21 protein-coding genes are annotated in these 19,429 nt (G+C 40.8%); 12 read left to right on the top strand and 9 right to left on the bottom strand.

Going from position 1 to position 19,429, the window contains the following annotated elements; all coding sequences use genetic code 11:
- Nucleotide 1 precedes the first annotated feature (1 nt).
- The 6 genes from ACM66U_RS11265 to ACM66U_RS11240 all read left to right on the top strand — a co-directional run bounded on the left by ACM66U_RS11265 (nt 2) and on the right by ACM66U_RS11240 (nt 6,803).
- Nucleotides 2–1,753: a glutamate synthase-related protein gene (locus tag ACM66U_RS11265; RefSeq protein ID WP_418640789.1), complete on the top strand. Its 1,752-nt coding sequence runs from the start codon at nt 2–4 to the stop codon at nt 1,751–1,753.
- Nucleotides 1,754–1,821: 68 nt separating this feature from the next.
- Complete coding sequence (locus tag ACM66U_RS11260; RefSeq protein ID WP_230973282.1) at nt 1,822–2,013, top strand: hypothetical protein; 192 nt, start codon at nt 1,822–1,824, stop codon at nt 2,011–2,013.
- Entirely contained in the window at nt 1,997–2,485 is a 489-nt protein-coding gene (locus tag ACM66U_RS11255; RefSeq protein ID WP_188110009.1) for a gluconate 2-dehydrogenase subunit 3 family protein, read from the top strand. The genes ACM66U_RS11260 and ACM66U_RS11255 overlap by 17 nt, the downstream gene beginning before the upstream one ends.
- 13 nt (nt 2,486–2,498) lie before the next feature.
- Nucleotides 2,499–4,163 carry a GMC family oxidoreductase gene (locus tag ACM66U_RS11250; RefSeq protein WP_418641419.1) on the top strand — a complete coding sequence of 555 codons (1,665 nt, stop codon included), beginning with the start codon at nt 2,499–2,501 and terminating at the stop codon, nt 4,161–4,163.
- Nucleotides 4,160–5,335, top strand: a complete 1,176-nt coding sequence (msrA, locus tag ACM66U_RS11245; RefSeq protein ID WP_418640788.1) for a peptide-methionine (S)-S-oxide reductase MsrA — start codon at nt 4,160–4,162, stop codon at nt 5,333–5,335. The genes ACM66U_RS11250 and msrA overlap by 4 nt, the downstream gene beginning before the upstream one ends.
- 67 nt (nt 5,336–5,402) lie before the next feature.
- Nucleotides 5,403–6,803, top strand: coding sequence for an MBL fold metallo-hydrolase (locus ACM66U_RS11240; protein ID WP_346389795.1), 1,401 nt, complete (start codon nt 5,403–5,405; stop codon nt 6,801–6,803).
- 3 nt (nt 6,804–6,806) lie between these two features.
- Here the strand turns inward: ACM66U_RS11240 and ACM66U_RS11235 are convergent, their stop codons facing one another.
- The 9 genes from ACM66U_RS11235 to ACM66U_RS11195 all read right to left on the bottom strand — a co-directional run bounded on the left by ACM66U_RS11235 (nt 6,807) and on the right by ACM66U_RS11195 (nt 15,767).
- Nucleotides 6,807–7,175, bottom strand: a complete 369-nt coding sequence (locus tag ACM66U_RS11235; RefSeq protein ID WP_151899337.1) for a hypothetical protein — start codon at nt 7,173–7,175, stop codon at nt 6,807–6,809.
- A gap of 12 nt (nt 7,176–7,187) precedes the next feature.
- Complete coding sequence (locus ACM66U_RS11230; protein WP_418640787.1) at nt 7,188–9,494, bottom strand: copper-transporting P-type ATPase; 2,307 nt, start codon at nt 9,492–9,494, stop codon at nt 7,188–7,190.
- Nucleotides 9,495–9,508: 14 nt separating this feature from the next.
- On the bottom strand, nt 9,509–9,718 hold the full coding sequence (locus ACM66U_RS11225; protein WP_418640786.1) for an SHOCT domain-containing protein: 210 nt from the start codon (nt 9,716–9,718) through the stop codon (nt 9,509–9,511).
- Nucleotides 9,719–9,728: 10 nt separating this feature from the next.
- Nucleotides 9,729–10,109 (bottom strand): DUF302 domain-containing protein, encoded by a 381-nt coding sequence (locus tag ACM66U_RS11220; protein WP_346389793.1) that lies wholly within the window; start codon nt 10,107–10,109, stop codon nt 9,729–9,731.
- Between the two features lie 126 nt (nt 10,110–10,235).
- Nucleotides 10,236–11,438 (bottom strand): hypothetical protein, encoded by a 1,203-nt coding sequence (locus ACM66U_RS11215; protein ID WP_346389792.1) that lies wholly within the window; start codon nt 11,436–11,438, stop codon nt 10,236–10,238.
- A 142-nt stretch (nt 11,439–11,580) separates the two neighbouring features.
- A complete protein-coding gene (locus ACM66U_RS11210) occupies nt 11,581–12,264 on the bottom strand; it encodes a copper resistance protein B (RefSeq protein ID WP_418640785.1) in 684 nt (227 codons plus the stop codon).
- Nucleotides 12,265–12,274: 10 nt separating this feature from the next.
- Nucleotides 12,275–13,990, bottom strand: coding sequence for a copper resistance system multicopper oxidase (locus ACM66U_RS11205; protein WP_418640784.1), 1,716 nt, complete (start codon nt 13,988–13,990; stop codon nt 12,275–12,277).
- Between the two features lie 16 nt (nt 13,991–14,006).
- Nucleotides 14,007–15,368 carry a protein-disulfide reductase DsbD family protein gene (locus tag ACM66U_RS11200; RefSeq protein WP_151899344.1) on the bottom strand — a complete coding sequence of 454 codons (1,362 nt, stop codon included), beginning with the start codon at nt 15,366–15,368 and terminating at the stop codon, nt 14,007–14,009.
- 12 nt (nt 15,369–15,380) lie between these two features.
- Nucleotides 15,381–15,767, bottom strand: coding sequence for a FixH family protein (locus ACM66U_RS11195; RefSeq protein ID WP_151899345.1), 387 nt, complete (start codon nt 15,765–15,767; stop codon nt 15,381–15,383).
- 136 nt (nt 15,768–15,903) lie between these two features.
- On the opposite strand from ACM66U_RS11195, the gene ACM66U_RS11190 reads away from it, so the two are divergent.
- The 6 genes from ACM66U_RS11190 to ACM66U_RS11165 all read left to right on the top strand — a co-directional run bounded on the left by ACM66U_RS11190 (nt 15,904) and on the right by ACM66U_RS11165 (nt 19,423).
- Nucleotides 15,904–16,386: a putative iron-sulfur cluster-binding metallochaperone gene (locus ACM66U_RS11190; protein ID WP_418640783.1), complete on the top strand. Its 483-nt coding sequence runs from the start codon at nt 15,904–15,906 to the stop codon at nt 16,384–16,386.
- A 35-nt stretch (nt 16,387–16,421) separates the two neighbouring features.
- Nucleotides 16,422–16,736, top strand: a complete 315-nt coding sequence (locus ACM66U_RS11185) for a nucleotidyltransferase family protein (protein ID WP_151899347.1) — start codon at nt 16,422–16,424, stop codon at nt 16,734–16,736.
- Nucleotides 16,729–17,091 carry a DUF86 domain-containing protein gene (locus tag ACM66U_RS11180; RefSeq protein WP_151899348.1) on the top strand — a complete coding sequence of 121 codons (363 nt, stop codon included), beginning with the start codon at nt 16,729–16,731 and terminating at the stop codon, nt 17,089–17,091. The genes ACM66U_RS11185 and ACM66U_RS11180 overlap by 8 nt, the downstream gene beginning before the upstream one ends.
- Nucleotides 17,088–17,735 carry a response regulator transcription factor gene (locus ACM66U_RS11175; protein WP_151899349.1) on the top strand — a complete coding sequence of 216 codons (648 nt, stop codon included), beginning with the start codon at nt 17,088–17,090 and terminating at the stop codon, nt 17,733–17,735. The genes ACM66U_RS11180 and ACM66U_RS11175 overlap by 4 nt, the downstream gene beginning before the upstream one ends.
- Complete coding sequence (locus ACM66U_RS11170) at nt 17,728–18,843, top strand: sensor histidine kinase (RefSeq protein ID WP_418640782.1); 1,116 nt, start codon at nt 17,728–17,730, stop codon at nt 18,841–18,843. The genes ACM66U_RS11175 and ACM66U_RS11170 overlap by 8 nt, the downstream gene beginning before the upstream one ends.
- Nucleotides 18,844–18,910: 67 nt before the next feature.
- On the top strand, nt 18,911–19,423 hold the full coding sequence (locus ACM66U_RS11165) for a ferritin-like domain-containing protein (protein WP_230973283.1): 513 nt from the start codon (nt 18,911–18,913) through the stop codon (nt 19,421–19,423).
- Nucleotides 19,424–19,429 lie beyond the last annotated feature (6 nt).

The following is a 19,429-nucleotide window of genomic DNA, read 5'->3' as shown; positions in this document are numbered from 1 at the left end:
AATGGAAGCATTATTCAGGTTTACGCATGAAATAGGAGAAATCCAATTCCCAATATTGATGTTTCTATTTAAGGCAATAACTATTCTTTTTATTGTAACTTCTATAGTTTTATTTATTTATGACAGGTATATTCAACGGGAAAACCAGCTGCTGATTAACTATCCGTTAATCGGTCGTTTGCGGTATCTGTTTTATGCACTGCGTGACCCGATGCGTCAATATTTTGGTGATGAAAAATTTTATGAATCGTTTGACAAGGTCAAATGGGTATATGACTCGGCTGAACGAAAATCCGCCTATGCCTCTTTTTCTCCCGGACAACCGCAAAAAACGGCAAGACTGGGCATTAAAAATGCCAACTGTGTGCTTAATACAGAAGATGTGAGCGATGATTTTTCTGTAACTTTTGGAGAAGATTCTCCCAAGCCTTTTACAACAAGATCTGTTCTCGGGCGGAGTGCTATGAGTGACGGGGCTATCTCTCCTGAGGGAACACGTGCTTTTACCAAAGGGGCTTATCTTGGAAAATTTCCTATCAATACAGGAGAAGGCAGTCTGACTTCAAACTTTTTTTATACCCATAAATATACAAGAGAGTGTCAATTTTTTCAAATCCAAGAGGGAACTTTCTTTGCAAAAAATGTGTATAGAATTGTAAAATTTTTGATCAACCCGGCCACTGCACAAAAGGTATACAAACATATGGTTGTGACAACTCCTGCTCCTGACAGTTATCTTTTTGATAAAACGGAATTGGTCTTTTATCGGGTTAACTGGGATGCGCCTATGAGCACTTTTCCTTCACAGGTGCCTGATGATATGCCTGATATTATTTTTCAGATGGGAAGCGGACTCTACGGTGTGCGGGACAAAGAAGGAAATTTCTGCGAGGAACGCTACCAAAAGACAATGCGTTTTTGTAAAATGACAGAGATTAAAATGGCACAGGGAGCAAAGCAGACCGGAGGGAAACTGCTTGCATCCAAGGTAAGCGAAGAGATCGCCTATTATCGCGGGGTAGAAGCACACAAAAATCTTTTCAGTCCAAATCAGTTTCCTTTTGCACATACGATAGAAGAGCTTTTTGATTTTACGGGCAGGCTCAAAGCCTTGTCTGAAAAACCGGTAGGCATCAAGCTTGTGATTTCATCCCAGGAGAATTTTACAGAGTATGCAAATCTTATCCAACAGCGCCTTGCTGCCGGTTCAAATGCCTATCCTGATTTTATTACCATAGACGGCGGAGACGGAGGAAGCGGTGCTGCACCACTGGAGATGATGATGAGTGTCGGCATGAATATTGCAAAGGCACTTTATATAGCAGATAGCGAATTAAGAAGAGTAGGCGCACGACAAAAAGTCAAACTCATTGCAAGCGAAAAAGTACTGACACCTGATGATGCTGTTGTCCTGTTCGGTTTGGGCGCGGACTATGTAGCCATAGCAAGAGCTTTTATGATGAGTGCCGGATGTATCCGAGCACGGGAGTGTTCAGGGGCACACGGTCGTGCCTGTCCTGTCGGTCTGGCAACACAGGACAAGAAAAAAAGAGCCTCTTTCTTGATAGAGAAAAAAGCAAGAAACATTGCATCATATCATGAACAGCTGCTTTTTGGAATACGAAACCTGCTCGCTGTGATGGGCTTACACCATATAAAACAACTTGAAAAAGAGAATCTTATTTTCAGAGACAACAGTGGAAAAACATACATGGATGTTGAACGTTATTTTGAAGAAATGCTGATAAACTAAAAAGGTGTTACACAATTATTACACACTTTTTGAGTATAATAGTTGTAATAATTAAAAAGAAGGAGGCTATGATGTGTATTCCTCACAGTACCGCAGGTACAGTTACACAAACTTTTGTGAAAGAGAAAAAGCCTAAAAAACATATACAAAAACCTTCAAAAGAGATGCTTGAAAAAGGGGATCCTGATTTTGTGGATGAACGGACATCCTCTTATAAACCAAAAAAGAAAGGTTCTTTTTTTGATGACCTTTTCTCGTAGAAAATTTTTACAGGCAAGTTTTCTTTCTGGTGCCGTTTTTTTAATGGACGGATGCACCCTTTTTGGCGTGACAACACCCTTGCAAACCTTCACCCTTTTACACAAAGACCTGTTCCCTCAGGCACAGCATTTAGGGATACAAACTGCTCCGTACATGCAAAAAATATTTCATCACAGCCGCATAAGCGATGCGGATAAAACTTTCTTAAAAAACGGTGTGAAATGGCTGAATGAAGAAGCCATTCAAAGCTATAGACAAGAGTATACAAAGCTTTCGCCAATGCAAAGGCAAAGTATTCTTGAGAATATAACACAAACAGAGTGGGGAGAGAGTTTTGTTTATGATGTGATGAACTATATGTTTGAAGCAATGCTCGGTGACCCTGTATATGGCGGAAACAACAAAGAAGCCGGTTGGCAATGGCTCAATTTCAAAGGCGGACAACCCAGACCGCAAAAGGCTTACATGTAATGGCAGAGATATAATGGTTGATGTATGTATAATCGGCAGCGGAGCAGGCGGCTCACCAATCGCCTATGAACTTGCCAATGCCGGGTTCAGTGTTGTCGTTTTGGAAAAAGGGCAAAACTATACAGAGCGTGATTTTAACAAAGATGAAATAGCCGTCACACGACGTGATATGTTTACCCCGCCGCTGAGTGAACAAAAACATATTATAAATGAGTATAACGCAGACGGTAGTTTTACCCGTTATGACGGGGAAGCATCGGGCTGGAATTTTTGGAACGGCTCTATGGTGGGCGGTTCCTCAAACCTGATGAGTGGATATTTTCACAGACTCAAGCCAAATGATTTTAAACTCAAGAGCGTATACGGTGAGATCAAAGGGGCAAATATTGTTGACTGGGCGATCAGCTATGAAGATTTGGAACCGTATTATGACAAGGTTGAAAAAGTTGTGGGTGTGAGCGGAAAAATTGTCAAACACAAACATCTTGAACCGCGCTCAAGTGCAGATCTGCCTTACTCTGAGTTGCAGACAAACGGTGTAACAAAATGGTTTGACCTTACATGCAAAGAGCTTCATTATACCCCGATACCCACACCGCGTGCCATCTTGTCCCAAAATGCACTTGGACGCAATGCCTGTTACTATTCCAATTTTTGCGGCAGTTACGGCTGTGCAAGCGGAGCAAAGGGAAGCGGTCGTGCCGCTTTGCTGCAAAAATGCAAGGCAAAAATCATTACAGATGCTTTTGTGTACAAACTTCAAAGCAATGATAAAAAAGTGACACGGGCGTACTACTACACAAAACGCGGTATCAGACACTCTGTGCAGGCAAAAATTTTTGTTGTAGCGGCACAGGCGATTGAGACCTCACGACTCTTGCTTAATTCTAAAAACGAGCATTTTCCAAATGGTTTGGCAAACTCCAGCGGCGAAGTCGGGAAAAATCTTATTTTTTCTGCAGGCGGCAGCGGCAGCGGACGCTTTGTCTTTGAAAAACTGACACCGCAGCAGCAAAAAGAGCTGATGGAAGTCGGTGTTTTTTTCAACCGTTCTTTGCAGGACTGGTATGATTTTGAAATGAATGCAAAGATGCAAAAAGGCGGAACGATTGACTTTTTGTTTGAGCATCAAAATATTATTTCCCGTGTGATGCGGGAAGTTTATGATGAAAACGGAAATCTCTTGTGGGGTGATGCCCTTGCCAAGAAAATTAAAAAACGCATAACACGCTCAAGAGTACTGACCTTTGAAGTCTTTAACGACTGGCTGCCTACGGATAAATGCTTTGTGAGTGTGGATGATACAGTCAGGGACAAATACGGTGTACCTGTCGGGGTTATAAATCTCTACGGACATCCGCATGACCTGGAAGTAGGAGAATATTTGGCACAAAAAGCAGTGAAAGTGTTGCAAAAGCTTGGGTGTGAGGAGATTGATTACTCCATCTCTTCTGCACCGCCTCCAAATCTTGTCGCGGGCGGATGCAGGTTTGGCAAGGACGCAAAAACATCGGTACTGGATAAAAACTGCAAAGCCCATGATTTGGCAAATCTCTATGTCTCAGATGCCTCTTTTATGCCCACAGGCGGGAGCGTTCCCTATACCTGGACGATTTATGCAAACGCATTTCGTGTGGCGGATGTTATCAAAGAACAATTAAAGAAGGAAAAGTCATGATAGTCTCAATAGTATTTGCGGCAGGATGTTTTTGGGGTGTTGAAAAACATTTTGAACATATGCAGGGGGTTATCAGTGCCGAATCCGGTTATGCAGGCGGGAATTATCCTAATCCGACCTATGAGAAGGTACTGAAAAACCGTTACACCAAAGAGGGCAAAAAAATCATCAACTATACCGAATCGGTCAAAGTCGTTTATGACAATTCTAAAACAGATGCAAAAACACTGATAAAATCTTTTTGGGAACTGCATGACCCGACACAGGCAAACGGACAGGGCAATGATATTGGCAACAATTACAGAAGCGCCATTTTTTACACAATACCCAGACAGGAAAAAATTGCTCACGAGACAGAAAAGGTGTATCAAAAGCTTTTAAGACAAAAGGGCTTTGGCACAATACAGACAGAAATAAAACCGCTCAAACATTTTTATACGGCAGAGACCTACCATCAGGATTATCTGCAAAAACATCCTCATGGGTATTGTCCCAACCATGCTACCGGTGTCAAGTTTCAAAAAGAACAAGCAAAACATGATTTTGTAACACCTTTGGGAGGCAAAGAGATTTTAGTCATCAAAAGTCCTAATTTTTGCCCCTACTGTGAAAAATTTGATGCAGAGATGGCAAAAAATTACAAAGGTAGAGTGCCGATGCGGACAGTTTTGGCAAGTGATTTGAAAGGCTTTGCAATACAAACAAAACTTTATGCAACGCCTACTGTACTTTTTATAGAAGATGGAAAAGAAATAGCCGGTCATGTCGGTTTTATGAATGAAAAAGAATTTTATAAAGCCCTGGGTGATTTTAAACTGGGTAAAAATTCCGAGAGTTACAAGGTAGCGTTTAATCAGGGCACGGATAACCGCTTTTGCAAACAGTATGATATATTTAAACATACGCCTGAGGGTGTATTTGTAGACAAACTCAGCGGTGAAGTGCTGTTTGACACACGTGACAGGTTTAATTCAGGAACCGGATGGCTCAGTTTTTACAAGGCGGTTGACGGTGCGACAATACAAAAAGAAGATAACAGTTACGGTATGCAGAGGATTGAAATTATTGCAAAAAAAAGCGGTATACACTTGGGGCATGTTTTTCCTTTGCCCGATGGACGTAAACGGTTTTGTATCAATGCAAGTGTCCTTGAATTTATACCAAGAAAGTAGTTTGGCAGATTTTTAAGAAATATTGGCGTATAATCGTTACATGTAGATTACATGTAAAGGATTTGTGATGGCAACAGTGAGATCGTACGGTGCAACAAAAGAGGTGACAGGTTCGTGTCATGTCCTTAAAATTGATGGCGTGAAAATCATGATAGACTGCGGGATGTTTCAGGGCGAAGATGAAGAGAAAAACGAAGAGGCCTTTTATTTTGAACCCTCGAGTATAGATTATCTTTTGGTGACACATGCCCATCTTGATCATATCGGACGGATTCCCAAACTGGTCAAAGAGGGTTTTAAGGGAAAAATATATGCTACTGCCGCCACAATGGATTTGGCAGAGATTATTTTGATGGACAGTGCGAAAATAATGAGTGAAGATTTTCAAACAAAGTACAGAAAAGCACTGCGCAAAGGAAGAGAAAAAAAACTTTCAAAACCACTCTATCAGCCTTTAGATGTGGAAAAAACATTTCAAAGTATAGAGTGGGTCAATCCTGAATATGACAAATATTATGATTTATGCGAAGGTGTGAGTTTTGTCTACCGTAATGCAGGGCATATCTTAGGTTCCGCTTTTATCGAACTCTCTTACATGGACAAGAGTGATTCGCATACTATTGTATTTTCAGGTGACATCGGAAATGATAACGGCCTTGTCATGCCAAATTTAAACAAATGTGACAAAACACAAAGTCTGTATGTTGAAACAACCTATGGAGACAGAGACCATCAGCCAATTGATGCAACAATCAAAGAGTTTAAAAAGGTTATTGTAAAAACGCTCAATAACCGTGGAAATGTGCTGATACCGTCATTTGCGGTGGAACGTACGCAGGAGTTGCTGTGTATTTTAAGAGAGATGCATGAGAGCGGAGAGTTGCCAAAATGTAAAGTGTTTTTGGATTCTCCCATGGCAACGCGGGCAACAGCCGTATATCGAAAATATGTGAATGAATTGACAAACAAATGTCAGGCAAATGTGCAAGAAGACGGAACCGTTTTTAATTTTGATTCGCTTGTCTATACAGAAACACCTGAAGCCTCAAAAAGCATAAATGATATAAGAAGCCGTGCTATCATCATTGCCGGAGCAGGAATGTGCAACGGCGGACGCATTACACACCATTTTAAACACAGAATCTGGGATAAACGCAATGCCGTGATTTTTGTAGGATTCCAGGCTGAGGGAACCTTGGGACGTGAAATCGTCGAGGGAGCAAAATGGATCAATGTTTTGGGAGAAGATATTGTTGTCAAGGCATCTATTCATACAATTAACGGATTTTCCGCCCATGCGGACAGAGACGGAATCTTAGAGTGGATCTCGAGTATGCAAGATTTGAAAAAAGTCTTCTTGGTACATGGAGAACTCAAGAGTCAAAAAGCTTTTAAGAAAATGCTAAATAAAAAACTGCATCTGGATGCGCATATCGTTTCTTTTAAAGAGAAAATAGTTCTCGACTAAGAACTATTTCATGGAACCGCCGCATTTCCCTGCACCGCATTTCATTGTGGGTGCCGGCATGGCTGCACCGCATTTGCCTTCCCCGCATTTGAGTGTCATAATGTGTGTTTTGGGATCTCTTACACAATCATACATTTTTTTTGTACTTTTTGCATTTTTTACACAGTTTTGACGCGGATCATCCTGTCTCATCTGTGCTAAAATATTTTTCTTTTTTTTGACAAGTGCTGCACTGCCGTCAAACATATTTGCGCCGCATTTTCCGGAGCCGCATTTCATCCCCGGCGCCGAAGATTTAGCAACTTTTTTCTCATCGCTGCAGGCACTTATGAAGAGTACAAAAGTGCTGAGCGTCAGTAAAACAATTTTCATTATACCTCCTGATTACAGTTTTACATTTTTTAAACGCAGTGCGTTTGCAATAACAGAAACAGAGCTGAAACTCATAGCTGCTGCGGCAATAATAGGGGAGAGTACAATCCCAAAGAACGGATAGAGTACACCTGCCGCAATCGGGACGCCGGCGCTGTTGTACACAAAAGCAAAAAAGAGATTTTGTCTGATGTTTTGCATTGTGGCGCGAGAGAGCCGCAGTACTTTTACAATACCCAGCAGATCGCCTTTTATAAGAGTGACTCCCGCACTCTCAATAGCCACATCTGTACCTGTTCCCATGGCAATTCCGACATCTGCCTGTGCCAGTGCCGGAGCATCATTAATGCCGTCACCGGCCATAGCAACGCGTGCTCCATTACTTTGGAGCTCTTTTACAACATCTGCCTTGCCGTCTGGCAGGACATTGGCATATACTTTTGAAATGCCAAGTTTTTTGGCAACAGCATTGGCTGTAAATTCATTGTCTCCACTGAGCATGACAACTGTTATGCCCTCTTTTTCCAATGTATGTACAGCTTCAACAGAAGTCTCTTTTATAGGGTCTTCTATCGCAATAATTGCACAATATTTATCATCTATTGCCATAAAAATAATACCTTTTGCATCATTGCGCATGGCATCTGCTTTTGTCTGGACCTCCTCGATAGAGATACCCTGTTCCTGCAGAAGTTTTTCACTGCCCAGAATTATTTTTTTACCGTCAATTTTGGCAATGACTCCTTTGCCGGGCACCGCTTCAAAATTGTCTACATTGATAAGTGAAATATTTGACTCTTTTGCATAGTCTATAACAGACTGTGCAAGAGGATGCTCACTGGCACGCTCAAGTGAAGCAGCATATTTTATAAGCTCTTGCGTATCATAGCCGGGTGCAGTGAGAAAATCAGTCACTTTTGGTTTTCCAAGAGTCAGTGTTCCTGTTTTGTCTACTACGAGAGTGTCTATTTTTTCCATAGTTTCAAGTGTTTTTGCATCTTTAATCAGTATACCCGAGAGTGCCGCACGACCGGTTGCCACCATAATTGAGATCGGTGTAGCAAGGCCGAGGGCACACGGGCAGGCAATAATTAAAACAGAAACGGCAGCGACAACGGCATACGCCAATTGCGGAGACGGTCCCCAGATATACCAGCCTGTAAAAGCAAGTACCGCTGAAATGACAACTGCAGGTACAAAATAACTTGACACCGTGTCGGCAAGCTGTTGGATCGGTGCACGGGAGCGCTGGGCCTGTGCTACCATCTGGACAATCTGTGCAAGCATCGTATCCGAGCCTACTTTTGTCGCCTGCATAACCAAGGTGCCGTTTTTATTGATGGTAGCCCCTATGAGTGTATCGCCTACTGTTTTTTGCACAAGAACAGGTTCTCCTGTAATCATAGACTCGTCAATATTGCTTTGTCCTTCGATAACAATGCCGTCAACAGGAATTTTTTCTCCCGGTTTTACTCTTAGTTTGTCGCCTACATGTACAAGTTCGAGATTTACCTCCTCTTCGTTTCCTTCTTCATCTATAATTCTATGCGCTTTTTTGGGCGCAAGATTCAGGAGTGTTTTGATGGCTGTGTTTGTTTTGCTTCTTGCCCGCAGTTCCAGCACCTGTCCTAAAAGAACAAGGGTGGTAATGACGGCTGCTGCTTCAAAGTAAACAGGGACAACACCTTCTTTTGTGTGCATTAAAGGCGGAAAAATTTCAGGAAAGAAAAGAGCCACGATACTGTAAAGATAGGCGGCTCCCACACCCATGGAAATGAGTGTAAACATATTGAGGTTCCATGTTTTTACCGACTGGTAGCCTTTGACATAAAAAGGCCAGCCACCCCAAAGTACAACAGGCGTTGCCAGAACAAATTCAATCCACTGTACTAATTGCGCACTCAGCCAGGAGGGAATATACTGCGGAGTAATGTCATGAACCATTGCCAGGGCAAACAAAGGAATTGACAAAACGGTGCTTATCAAAAAGCGGCGGCTCATATCGTCAAGTTCTTCGTTTTTCTCTTCGGCCTGTACGGTGACAGGTTCAAGATGCATACCGCATATAGGGCAGTTTCCCGGTTCATCACGGATGATTTCGGGATGCATGGGACAGGTGTACTGTGTCTTAATCGTCGGCAGTGCCTCAACCTCTTTTTCAAGGGTCATGCCGCATTTTGGACAGTTCCCGGGATGGTCCTGGTGAATCTCCGGATGCATAGGACAGGTATAAAATACATTGCCTATTTCACAGGAATCATCAATACAGTATATATTTTCTTCTTCTTCTGTGTTTTCTTCTGTTTTCTTTTCACTCATAATACACCTCCAAATCAGTGTTTCAGCAGTTCTTTTTTTCGTTTGTACTCTTCTTCGTCTATTTCGCCGTTTGCATACTTTCTGTCTAAAATATCTCGTGCCGATTCTCTGTCAGTGTTGTTATTGTTGTTGATAAAATAAAAAAGCGCAAAAATTAAAAGCAACGGTATAATCCATCCTAAACCCATTGTAAACCCCCATCCTGTCATTGCATGTTCAAACATACTGTTTCCTTTAAAAAGCACTCATAAGAGTACGCAAGTTATTGAAAATTTCGCTCATATGCTGTTTAAAATCTTCGTCTACATCGACTGCATTGAGCATCTCTTCTATGCCGATTGTCGCCAGAACCGTTTTACCGTTTTGTTCGTAAATGGATATTCTGCAGGGAAGATACACGGAAATGTCGGCAATGGCATTGAGTGCCATGTTTGCAGCAGGAGGATTGCAAAGTTCATACACTGTGATTGGTGTTTTAAGTTCAAATCCCTTGCTTTTCAATATCTTTTGAAAATCATAAGACCCCAATACACCAAAACCCAATGTTTTTGCTTTTTTCTCAAGCTGTGCTTTGACTGTTTCAAGAGGAGTGCTCGTTTGTGTTTTGTAAATCATCTTCCATCCTTTTAGAATTTATTTTAGAAAAGTATAGTAAGAGTTTGTGGTGAATTTGTGAGTTTCGTAAAAGATGTCATGCTATGGAGGAGAAAAGTCTATAGCATGACAGAAGAAAAGGAAGTGTTAGAAAACTGCACGTAATGTAAAGTATATTTCATTGCGTTTTTGAGAATTTTGATTAAAGACATAATCAAACTGACATTGCACATTTTCTTTGTAAAAATATTTGACAGCCAGAAGTTGTGCATTGTCTGCAGAGTTTGTATATGCACCGTTGTCTGCCGCCCTGTAGCCTGCTGAGAACATAAGAATATGCGCAACAGGCGCTATCTCACCCATAATGGTAGCTGCTTTTACCTTGTTTGGAGTCTGTGCAAAGAGACTGCCTTGTTTTGCCTGGGCATAGGTGAGAAAAACACTCACAGGAAGTGTGTCAACGGATCCCATAGCCTGAAAGTTCAGTGCAAATTTGTCTGTTTTATCTTCTATTTTTGGTAAAGAAGTATTGGCATCATCTCTTGAGGCTGTTCCCCACCAGATTTGAGTGCTCATGCCAAGATCCCAGTTGCCGACCTGTGGTGTAAAAGCAAGGGAAGCGTAATGTGCGGGTGTAACACCTGAGACGGTACCGACAGTTGGTACATAGGCAGAGTAAACACCGTACCATAAATCACTTGCAATATAAAAGCCGATACCTTCTGCGGCAGCTTCTCCTCCTGCATTATTGACAATGTAAGACTGCGCAGATGTGACAGAAACAGCTTCAAGTGTCTGCCCGTTTGCTTTGGAACCGGTTGCCAGTGTGTCATAAGAAGCGGCTGCTCCAAATTCACTTGTTCGGTAAAATACGGTTCCGAGTGTATAGTTTGGAAGTTCATAGACAACAGGCACTACCAAAGTAGCGAGTTGAAATACAGGATCATTTCCGTCTTCTGATTCGTAACCGATTTCGGTAAATACACCAATATTGTTGGCAACACGCCCTGCTATCATAAAGCCAAGAGCCTGTGGAAACTGAATTTGGGCTGCTTCGGCAGGATCTTCTCCTTGAACATACCCGATTTTAACATTCAAAGAGAGGTTGAGTGTGTCTGTCAGTGAAAGAAATTTCCCGTTTTGGTCATCATAAATCGACTTTTGTGCACCGACCATTGTGTAGCCGCTTGCCTTAAAGCTTCGTCCGAAACGATTGAGCGCAGGAAATCCGTTTTGTGAATGGCAGGCATTACACGAGATTCCCATCTGTCTTGCAAATGCCGGAATAGCGTAAGCATTTGTTACAAAAGTGACGAGACTGATACCGAGTAAAAAAAACATTTTTAACATAATATACCCCTTATTCTTAAGTTTTAAAATTAGTTTTGAAATGCAAAACAACACTTAAGATATTGATACGGTATCAAAAAAGTGTGATGAGTTTGTGAGGAAATACTGTAAGCCAAAAAAAGCTTACAGGTTTAGTAGCGAATTAAAACCAAAATCGAAGACCAAAAGTCGCATAAGCTTCATTAAGCGGAGAGTAGGTATTTGTTGTCCCAAAGTTTTTTGCCCATTCAATGCCGACATAGGGGGCGAACTGTCTTCTGAATTCATATCGAAGTCTTGCGCCGAGAGTAAGATTTGAGATGCCTGAACCGTAACCCATAGTCGGGGCATCTTTTGTATAGGCATCGAGTGTAAATTTTGGTGTGAGGATGAGTCTTTGGGTGATGAGTGCCTCATATTCCATGTCAATTCTCAGACCAATATTGCCATCGTCACTAAAAAGTAAAGCTGCCCGTGTTTCAAAAAAGTAAGGAGCCAGGCCGGAGAGAGCAAGAACGCCCCATGTTTTGTTGTTTGATCCGGCTATATCGTAACTGATACCGGCCTGCACATCCCAAAAAGGGGCAACCGCACGGGAGTAGAGGAGTTGATTTTCACTGCTTGCATCGCCACTGTTGGGCTTTTCTCCCTCACTGTAGAAGTAGAGTTTGTTGAGATCATAGCCAATGTATCCATAGGTGTCCCAGTAAAGATTTTTTTCGCTGTTTGTCTGGTACTCCAGGTTGTCAGCGGTAAAAGTTGCACGCAGGGTATCACCACCTCCACCGGCAAAAGAGAGCGTTGCCAGAGTCGTTAAAAGTGTTAATTTTGTGAGTATATTTTTCATCATAAATCCTTTAAGCAACCACGACTTTTCTAAACATATCTGTCATGTGATAGAGTAAGTGGCAGTGGTACGCCCATGCACCTTTTGCATCCACGGTGACACGAAAGCTTATTTTGGAACCGGGCTGTGAGATAATAGTGTGTTTGCGTACCAAATGATTTTCATCACCGGTTTCAAGATCACTCCATAAGCCATGCAAATGCATTGGATGGTTCATCATAGTGTCATTTATATAAGTGATACGCAGACGTTCGCCGTAATGAAACTCCAAAGGTGCCGCTTCATGATAAGGAATACCGTTAATAGACCACATGTAACGCTCCATATTTCCTGTTAGATGCAAAACGATCTCTCTGTCTGGATATCTGTCTTCTTTTGTAGAGCGCAAAGAGCGTAAATCTGCATAGGTTAATACTTTTCTTCCGTTGTTTCTTAGTCCGACACCCGGGTCATCGAGTCTGTACTGCGGATTCATTGCCCGCATGGTTGTGCCGACATCCCATCGTATTGGCAGTTTTGTAAGGGGAATGGGCTTTTGTAGAGATGGCATTGATTGTTTCTTTGCCATATCCATACTTTTCATCTGTGCCATATCTTTACTCATGCCCATATCAAGCATTGTAAGTGCTTGCGGCGGATCCATTTGCGGCACTTCTGCCAATATATTTGCATCAGTTGAGAGGTTTCCGAGTGCATAGCCTTTTCTTGCTATACTTTGTGCAAAAATAGCATAGGCTTTGTCATCTTCTGGCTCGACTATGACATCATATGTCTCTGCAACACCTATGCGAAACTCATCCACATCCACAGGCTGTATATTATTGCCATCTGCTGCAACAACTTTCATTGTAAGCCCTGGAATGCGAACATCAAAAAACGTCATTGCGGCTGCATTTATAAATCGAAGCCGTACTTTTTCTCCGTTTTGAAAAAGTGCCCTAAAACGTGTTGCCGGATTTTGCCCGTTCATCAAAAAAGTATAGGTGTAGGCTGTTACATCAGAGAGATCTCTGTCTGACATACGCATTTTATTCCACATTTGACGTGCTTTAAAGGCTTCAACAAATCCTTTGTCTTTGACTTCCCAAAAGAAATCGCCGACAGTTCTTCTGTTAAAATTATAATAATCAGGAAAAAGCTTCAGTTTTCGGTAAATAGCTGCGGGTTTTTCATCTGAATAATCGGATAAAAGGACAACATAGTCTTTGTCGTATTCATAGGGATCTTTCTCTTTTGGTTCTATGACAATGGCGCCGTAAACACCTGTCTGTTCCTGAAAAGCAGAATGGGAATGATACCAAAAGGTTCCGCTTTGACGGACGGTAAAGGTATAGGTAAATGTCTCTCCCGGCGCGATACCGTCATAGCTGATTCCCGGAACGCCGTCCATTTGGTAGGGTAAAATGATACCGTGCCAGTGAATAGAGGCGGATTCGTTGAGATTGTTGGTTACATGTAAGGTAATTGTGTCGCCTTCGCGCCATCTGAGTGTAGGACCCTGCAGCATAGCATTGACTGCCGTAGCATATGAGGGTTTTCCTGTTACATTGACAAGGGTTTTGTCTATAGACAGATTAAAAACCGTTCCTGAGAGTTCTTCGGTCTTTTTGCGCTTTTTAACTGTGTCGGTTGAAGCGTTGAGGTTTATTCCGTAAAGCATTGCACCTGAAGCGACAACGCCTTTGACAAAAGTTCTTCTTGATAAAGAGTGTTTATTGTGTTTCATAAGAATGCCTTTTTTGTTATTCTGCATTTAAATCAAGTACATCAAATAATTCTTTTGCACCTTCATAGCCGTAATGTATTGAATCCGTTTGGGGTGTTCCGTCACTCTCTATGAGCAAGAATGCGGGATAGCCGAAAACACCGTATTTTTCTTTAATAGCCAGTGTGTCTTTATTGCTTTTATCAGACAAATCAACTACTAAGGCAATATATTTATTATTAAGAATTTCAATAATTTTTGGATCTTTGAATGTTGTTTCATCGAGTTTTTTGCAAACCTTGCAATATTTTGAATGGAAATAGACAAATACAGGCTTGTCGGTTTGTTTTGCCAGCGCTAATTTTTCATCCATTGTTTTGAGGTTTGGTACTTCTGTAAAAAGAGAAGGTGTTTTTGTAACCGTCTGCAAACTTGATGTTGATTGTTGTACAGCGTTGCTTTTGAGTGGCATATATATGTTGTCATGCCCCATAGCAGCTCCTGTCAAGCTGATAGTTCCCCAAACAAGACACAGTATTGCCAGAGTTCTTAAAAACCTCTGCCATAGCGTCAAGGACTCATCTGTTGTTGCCAAGGGATATATAAATGCGCCGATTATTATAAAATAAACACCCCACAGATACAAAGAAGAAAAGAGTTCAAGCTCGGAAAATATACTTACAGCAACACCTAAAAGGAGAATACCGAAAAAGTACTTTACATAATCCATCCATGCGCCTGCTTTTGGAATCAGATATCCGGCACCCAGACCAACGAGTAAGAGCGGAACACCCATACCAAGAGAGAGTGCAAACATCATCTCTGCTCCCAAAACAGGATTTGCCTGTGCAATGGCAACACTTAGAAATGAGATAATGACAGGCGAGACACAGGCTCCTAAAATAAGGGCCGAGAGTAAACCGAGCAAAAAAACGGCAAAAAAGGTACCGCCTTTAATATTACGGGTTTGACTGTCAAGTTTTGACTGAATAAAAGAGGGCATTTGCAGGTTGAAAAAACCAAACATAGAAAGTGCCAGCAGAAAAAAGACAAAGCTCATAATACCAATCGCCCAGATATTTTGAAAGTAGGATTGCAGCTGTTCACCTGTAGCCCCGGCAAGAGCACCCATAAGTGTATAGGTCAGTGCTGTGCCAAGAACATAAGCAACAGAGAGGAGTAAACCGTTTTTCTTGGTAAGCTTTTCACCCTGTCCGGCTATGATACTTGAGAGAATCGGAATCATAGGCAGTACACAGGGAGTAAAAGTAAGCAGTAATCCGGCTCCAAAGGCTCCGAGTAACAATCCCAGAAGCGTGTGTGTTTGGAGACTTTCTGCATTGGCAAACAACGGAATTGTTACTAACAGCAGAAAAAGTAAAATAATCTTTTTTCTCATCTTTTTTGCCTTTTAAAAGTTTAATGTTGTTTTAACACGAGACCTTTTTCCTGTTTTAGGTGTGATAAATATATGCAGTTGCCATGTTCCGCTCATTGCAAGATTGAGTGTTGCTTTGTATTTTCCGTTACCAAGATTTTGGGCATTTGCTTTTGAGCTCATAGCAGGCATCCCCGGCATGGCTGGCATAAAGGCTTTGAGTGCTACTTTTGCATCAGTGACAGGTTTACCGTTTTTCTTGATAGTGACAATAAGTGTGTTGGAACCGGTAGTAAGCGGTTTGTCTGCGGTGATATGTACTGCTGTTGTTCTGAATTTTGCATCCTTGGAGAATGCGGCTGCCTGAACAAGTGTTGTGCCTAAAAGCAATGCGAAAAAGATTTTTGCTAAAGTTTTCATAAGAAACTCCTTTTTGTTTTGTTAGGAGAAGTATATAACTTTTTTGTGGTGTGTTTGTGTAGCACAGGGACAAAAATGTATGACACAAAGATTACACAGGAAAAATATATAATTGACTTTTTAAAAAGGATAAGTCATGACAGATCTGTTTAGAACAAAAAATGAAGGTGATAACTGCTGTACGCCTCAGCCAAAAGGCAAAGTTGCCTGTCCGATATGTGGAGAAAAAGCCAAAGGGGTGCTGGGCAAAACACTGCAGCATCTTTTAACAGAGGAGGCAAAATCAAAACTTTCCTGTTTTGACGGTTTTTACTACTGTAAAACAGCTGCATGCGAAGCAGTCTATTTTCGGGGCGATGAGATACTGACACAGGATGATATGAGCATTGTCGTCGGACTCAAAGAAGGAGCAACTCCGGCTACTGTATGCTACTGTTTTGGCTGGAGCAAAGAGAAAATAAAAGCGGAATTAGAGGCAACAGGACAAACAACAGCACTTGAAGACATCAAAGCAAAAATGAAAAATCCCGGCTGTGCCTGTGAAGTGCTGAACCCAAGCGGCGGATGTTGTCTTGGAGATGTAAGCATGGCGATAAAAGAGCTTATAACACAGAGTTAGGATGTTAGTGGCACAGATATGCTATAATCTGTCTTATGAAAGCGACAAAAAACAATATCATAGAGTATCTCAAACAGATAAAACCTGAACTTTACAAAAATGGCATCAGCTCAGTCGCTCTTTTTGGGAGTTTTGCAAAAGAGACACAAACAGTTTACAGTGATATTGACATTGCCATATCCAAAGATGAAAATTTCTTACAGACAAACACATCTTATGATTACTTTGATACAGTAGCAACGATAAAATCAAAAATACGAAAGCAGTTTCATAGAAATATAGATATTTTTGACTTAGACAGCAACAGTCCATTTAAAGAGAGTATCAAAAAGGAGCTTATATATGTTTAGTCAAAAATCTGTAGAGAGAATAAAAGTTATAAAAAAAAAGATTCTCTTTATAGAGGAGATAGTGAAACAAAACGGCTCTATTGAGAAAGCGTTAGAAGACGAACAAAATGCAAGAGCAGCTATACTTATGCATCTTACATCCATTTCAGAACAGTTTGATAAATTACTTCATAACGGTGAACTTGAGATACTTTCAAAGTTTGCAAAAGAGGATATAAAAGGAAGTTACGAACTAAGAAATTTTATAGCGCATGATTATGAAGGTGTGGACCTGTATATAGTGGAAGATGTAATAAAAACAAGATTACCCATCATTAAAAAAACGACTGAAGATATACTTATAAACGAAAAATGAAAATATTACTCCTTGAAGATGACACGGCACTGGCAAACATTTTGGTTGATTTTTTGGAAGACGAATATGAGGTTGTGCAGACTTACAGTATGAAACAGGCACTTGAACTCTCGGAAAATGAAAAATTTGATTTGTATATTTTTGACATTAATGTTCCGGATGGCGACGGTATTTCACTACTGCGGGAACTGAGAGACTTCCATGATGAAACACCGGCTATTTTCATTACCGCTTTTCATGATACAAAGTATCTCAAATCCGCTTTTGAATCAGGCGCGAACGATTTTATAAAAAAACCTTTTGATTTGGAAGAGCTGGCACAGCGTATAGAAAATATTAAGAGGCATTTTGGACTGGAAAGTCTGGTGAAACTGGATGAACATATCATATTTGACACAAAAACACATATACTCAAAACGCCAGAAAAAATGATCAAACTGACACATAAAGAGAGTGACTGTTTGCATTATTTTTATAAAAACCGTCATCGTGTGGTAAGTTCTGACGAACTGTTGCAAAATTTTTGGGAGTATGAAGATATGCCGAGTGATGATGCTATTCGTACCATTGTAAAAAATCTGCGAAAATACATAGGCAAAGAACATATTGTCAATATCCGGGGAGAGGGCTACAAATTTGAATGAATTGGAAAAAAAGTCTTTTTACTCTTTTGTAACGCTCTATCTTGTTTCTTCCTTTTTGTTTGTTTTGCTCTCAGGATACTGGTACTACAGTGCACAGAAAAATTCTTTGGAGAGTGCAACCTATTATAAGCTCAACCATATCGCCGACAAACTTTCAGGACTCATAATTAATGCACAGATGAAAGGGACAACATTACAGCTCCCAAATGAAAAAGGGTATGAATACAGTTTGATTGGTGCAAATGAAGCTGCGGGTTTTAAAACAGGATATTATGAGAAAAACGGTTATAAGGTTCTGGTTTCGGATGCACCGCAGGAACATCTGAATATTGAATATGTCCTTGTCAGAACAAAAGAGTATTTCAAACAGCTGCACGAACTGCAAAAAAATGTCCTTTTGGCTATGAGTGTGGGTTTTTTCTTTATTGTCCTCATCTCTGTCATACTTGCCAAACTGTTTATGAAACCTGTGCATCAGAGAATGGAGCAGATAGAGAGCTTCATTCAGGATGTCTCGCATGAGTTAAATACTCCTATAACCGCTTTGAAAATGAGTGCGAGCCGGGCAATCAAGAAAAAAGTTTATGATAAAAAAATACTGACGAATATCTCTATAAGCACAAAACAGCTTGAGAGTATCTATAAGTCACTGACATTTTTAAATTTTAATCAAAAACAGCAAGAAGCAGAGGATGTGAATCTTAAAAATATTTTGGAGCAGACTATCGGTTACTACAGTGAACTTACAAATGCAAAAAATATAAAAATAGAGAGTCAGCTTGAAGAATGTTATTTTCATATAATTCCCTCACGGGCAGAACTGTTGTTTTCCAACCTGCTCTCAAATGCCATCAAATACTCTCTTCCCCAAACAAAAATAAGCATAAAACTTGATAAAAATGCCTTTGTTATAGCAGATGAGGGTGTCGGTATAGAGCAAAAAAAACTTGATGCAATTTTTGAAATGTATAAACGTGAATCAGATATAGCAGGCGGATTCGGTGTGGGTCTGAGCATTGTGAAACAGATATGTAATGCATATGGTATCACAGTCAATGTTACATCCCAACTTGGAAAAGGAACACAATTCACACTTCTTTTTAAATAATAATAATTTTCTTTTAAGAAGAGTTGCCTTATACTTGAGGTAATTCAAATCAGAGGAGAAGAATATTATGACACGAGGAAATTCGATTATTAAAGGCATAGAACCTGAAACAGTGGTGAAGTTGCTTAACAGAGCCTATGCTGATGAGTGGCTGGCCTATTATCAGTATTTTATAGAAGCAAAAGTGATTAAAGGCATTATGAAAGATGCGGCATTTGCGGAGCTGACACAGCATGCAAATGATGAACTCAGACATGCCAATATGGTTGCCGACAGAATCATACAGCTTGGCGGTACACCGCTTCTGAATCCGCAAGAGTGGTTTACGCATACAAACTGCGGCTATGAAGAGCCAAAAAACTTTGATGTGGTTGCCATCCTTGAAGACTCTATAAAAGGAGAACAGTGTGCAATCAGTACCTATTCGGAACTTGCCAATATTGTCAAAGACAAGGATATCATCACTTACGATATGGTTTCTCAGATACTGGCCGATGAGGTAGAGCATGAAGCAGATTTACAGGATCTGCATGATGACATTACAGAATTTGTCCAAAATATAAAAAGTACGATGCAATAAAAAAGA

Origin of the sequence: Sulfurimonas sp. ST-27 (genome assembly GCF_048081595.1) — a bacterium.
In the GTDB taxonomy this organism is placed as follows: Bacteria; Campylobacterota; Campylobacteria; order Campylobacterales; family Sulfurimonadaceae; genus Sulfurimonas; species Sulfurimonas hydrogeniphila.
Note: the sequence above shows the minus strand (reverse complement) of the source record. Positions and strands in the feature narration are given on the sequence as shown.

Bases quoted from the DNA above. Each gene is read 5' to 3' on its own strand.
- ACM66U_RS11190 (WP_418640783.1), top strand. From the start codon at position 15,904: ATGACAGATCTGTTTAGAACAAAAAATGAAGGTGATAACTGCTGTACG.
- ACM66U_RS11180 (WP_151899348.1), top strand. From the start codon at position 16,729: ATGTTTAGTCAAAAATCTGTAGAGAGAATAAAAGTTATAAAAAAAAAG.
- ACM66U_RS11210 (WP_418640785.1), bottom strand. From the start codon at position 12,264: ATGAAAAATATACTCACAAAATTAACACTTTTAACGACTCTGGCAACG.
- ACM66U_RS11215 (WP_346389792.1), bottom strand. From the start codon at position 11,438: ATGTTAAAAATGTTTTTTTTACTCGGTATCAGTCTCGTCACTTTTGTA.
- ACM66U_RS11265 (WP_418640789.1), top strand. From the start codon at position 2: ATGGAAGCATTATTCAGGTTTACGCATGAAATAGGAGAAATCCAATTC.
- ACM66U_RS11165 (WP_230973283.1), top strand. From the start codon at position 18,911: ATGACACGAGGAAATTCGATTATTAAAGGCATAGAACCTGAAACAGTG.
- ACM66U_RS11225 (WP_418640786.1), bottom strand. From the start codon at position 9,718: ATGTTTGAACATGCAATGACAGGATGGGGGTTTACAATGGGTTTAGGA.
- ACM66U_RS11200 (WP_151899344.1), bottom strand. From the start codon at position 15,368: ATGAGAAAAAAGATTATTTTACTTTTTCTGCTGTTAGTAACAATTCCG.
- msrA (WP_418640788.1), top strand. From the start codon at position 4,160: ATGATAGTCTCAATAGTATTTGCGGCAGGATGTTTTTGGGGTGTTGAA.
- ACM66U_RS11250 (WP_418641419.1), top strand. From the start codon at position 2,499: ATGGTTGATGTATGTATAATCGGCAGCGGAGCAGGCGGCTCACCAATC.
- ACM66U_RS11230 (WP_418640787.1), bottom strand. From the start codon at position 9,494: ATGAGTGAAAAGAAAACAGAAGAAAACACAGAAGAAGAAGAAAATATA.
- ACM66U_RS11260 (WP_230973282.1), top strand. From the start codon at position 1,822: ATGATGTGTATTCCTCACAGTACCGCAGGTACAGTTACACAAACTTTT.
- ACM66U_RS11255 (WP_188110009.1), top strand. From the start codon at position 1,997: ATGACCTTTTCTCGTAGAAAATTTTTACAGGCAAGTTTTCTTTCTGGT.
- ACM66U_RS11235 (WP_151899337.1), bottom strand. From the start codon at position 7,175: ATGAAAATTGTTTTACTGACGCTCAGCACTTTTGTACTCTTCATAAGT.
- ACM66U_RS11195 (WP_151899345.1), bottom strand. From the start codon at position 15,767: ATGAAAACTTTAGCAAAAATCTTTTTCGCATTGCTTTTAGGCACAACA.
- ACM66U_RS11185 (WP_151899347.1), top strand. From the start codon at position 16,422: ATGAAAGCGACAAAAAACAATATCATAGAGTATCTCAAACAGATAAAA.
- ACM66U_RS11220 (WP_346389793.1), bottom strand. From the start codon at position 10,109: ATGATTTACAAAACACAAACGAGCACTCCTCTTGAAACAGTCAAAGCA.
- ACM66U_RS11240 (WP_346389795.1), top strand. From the start codon at position 5,403: ATGGCAACAGTGAGATCGTACGGTGCAACAAAAGAGGTGACAGGTTCG.
- ACM66U_RS11175 (WP_151899349.1), top strand. From the start codon at position 17,088: ATGAAAATATTACTCCTTGAAGATGACACGGCACTGGCAAACATTTTG.
- ACM66U_RS11205 (WP_418640784.1), bottom strand. From the start codon at position 13,990: ATGAAACACAATAAACACTCTTTATCAAGAAGAACTTTTGTCAAAGGC.